The 1,722-nt window shown below is 66.0% G+C and carries 3 protein-coding genes; all 3 read right to left on the reverse strand.

Annotation, left to right across the window (positions count from 1 at the left end; genetic code table 11):
• Positions 1-1,191 (reverse strand): PAS domain-containing protein (locus AC1DYD_RS41320; protein ID WP_478178481.1); only part of this gene is annotated, 1,191 nt, incomplete at its 3' end.
• Between the two features lie 7 nt (positions 1,192-1,198).
• Complete coding sequence (locus AC1DYD_RS41325) at positions 1,199-1,351, reverse strand: hypothetical protein (protein ID WP_478178482.1); 153 nt, start codon at positions 1,349-1,351, stop codon at positions 1,199-1,201.
• 52 nt (positions 1,352-1,403) lie between these two features.
• A partial coding sequence (locus AC1DYD_RS41330) for a methyl-accepting chemotaxis protein (protein ID WP_478178483.1) occupies positions 1,404-1,722 on the reverse strand: 319 nt, incomplete at its 5' end.

Raw genomic sequence — 1,722 nt, forward strand, 5'->3', positions numbered from 1 at the left:
GGCTTCCACCGCCGCGTTCAGCGCCAGGATGTTGGTCTGGAAGGCGATGCCGTCGATCACGCCGATGATGTCCACGATCTTCTTCGACGAGGCGTTGATCGAGGCCATCGTGTCCACCACCTGGCTCACCACCTCCCCGCCCTTGACCGCCACTTCGGAGGCCGAGACGGCCAGTTGATTCGCTTGACGCGCGTTGTCCGCGTTCTGCTTGACCGTGCTGGTGAGTTCTTCCATCGACGCCGCCGTCTGCTCCAGCGAGCTGGCCTGCGCCTCGGTGCGAGACGACAGATTCTGGTTCCCGGCTGCGATCTGGCCCGAAGCGCTCATCACGCCGGCCACGTTGGTCCCGACATCCGCGACGATGGCGAACAGGTTCGCGCTCATCTGGTTCAGTGCCCGCAGCAGTCGCTTGGTCTCGTCCTCGGGACGGATCTGGAACTTGAGCAGCGTCCCACCGGCAATCGATTGCGCAACCTGCACCGCCTGGTCCAGCGGACGGAACACCGTGCGTGCAAGAAATTGCCCGAGGCCGATCCAGGCCAGGGCGGAACCGATCGATGCCGTCGCGACCAGCGTCGGCAGCCAGCCCGGCACGTTCGACGCCGCGGCGGGCGCCGAGAGCGCCGGCCAGGCCACGGCACCGAAGCCCAGCGAGAGCAGGGCCGCACCGGCGCTCACCACGGAGACCCGGCGTCGAACCGGAATCCGACGCAAGCTGCCGATCGGATCCGATGCGCCGTGCCGGACCACCTCGCCCTGGCAAATCCGCAGGCCCGCCGCCTGGCCATCGCGCATGCGGCGATAGATCGCCGCGACGGCCTCCACGTCGGCACGCTCGGGACGGCTGCGCACCGACATATAGCCTTCGGTCAGGCCATTCCGATGGATCGGCGTCACATTGGCCTGCACCCAGTAGAAGTCACCGTTCTTTCGGCGGTTCTTGACCAGGCCGGTCCAGGGCAGGCCACGACCCAGCGTGTCCCACATGTCGGCGAAGGCCTCCGGCGGCATGTCGGGATGGCGCACGATGTTGTGGGCCTTGCCGAGGAGCTCGTCGATCGCGTAGCCGCTGACCTCCACGAAGACCGGGTTGACGTAGGTGATGCGCCCCTTGAGGTCGGTACGCGACACGAGTGCCGCATCCGGCGGCAACGGGTATTCCTGTTCGGTGACGGGTAGATTGACACGCATGACTTCTTCAGTGCTTTCCAGTTTCGAATCCAAGCCTGAACATGCTCACGACTTGCGACAGGCTGCCGGCCTGTTCCTGCAGCGGTCCCGCGTTCTGCTGCGTCACCCGGTCGATCTGCTCGAAATGGAACAGGGTGGCCGGGCGGATTGGATCGTCCACTCTGCTATCGGCAGCGCAGCGCCCATCCTGAAGGGCCGGCACGAAATTTCGCTCAACGGGCGGCGCCGAGCTTGAACACGCTGACCGCCTGCACCAGGCTGCCGGCCTGCGCCTGCAGCGATCCCGCGGCGGCAGCGGCCTCTTCGACCAGCGCCGCGTTCTGCTGCGTCACCTGGTCCATCTGCGTGATCGCCTGGTTGATCTGCTCGATCCCCGAGGTCTGCTCCTGGCTGGCCGCCGTGATCTCGCCCATGATGTCGGTCACCCGCTTCACGCTGTCGACGATCTCTTCCATCGTCTTGCCGGCCTCCGCCACCTGCTTGCTGCCTTCCTCGACCTTCTCCACCGAGTCGCCGATCAGCGTCTTGATC

Source organism: Variovorax sp. P4_B11 (genome assembly GCF_056402355.1).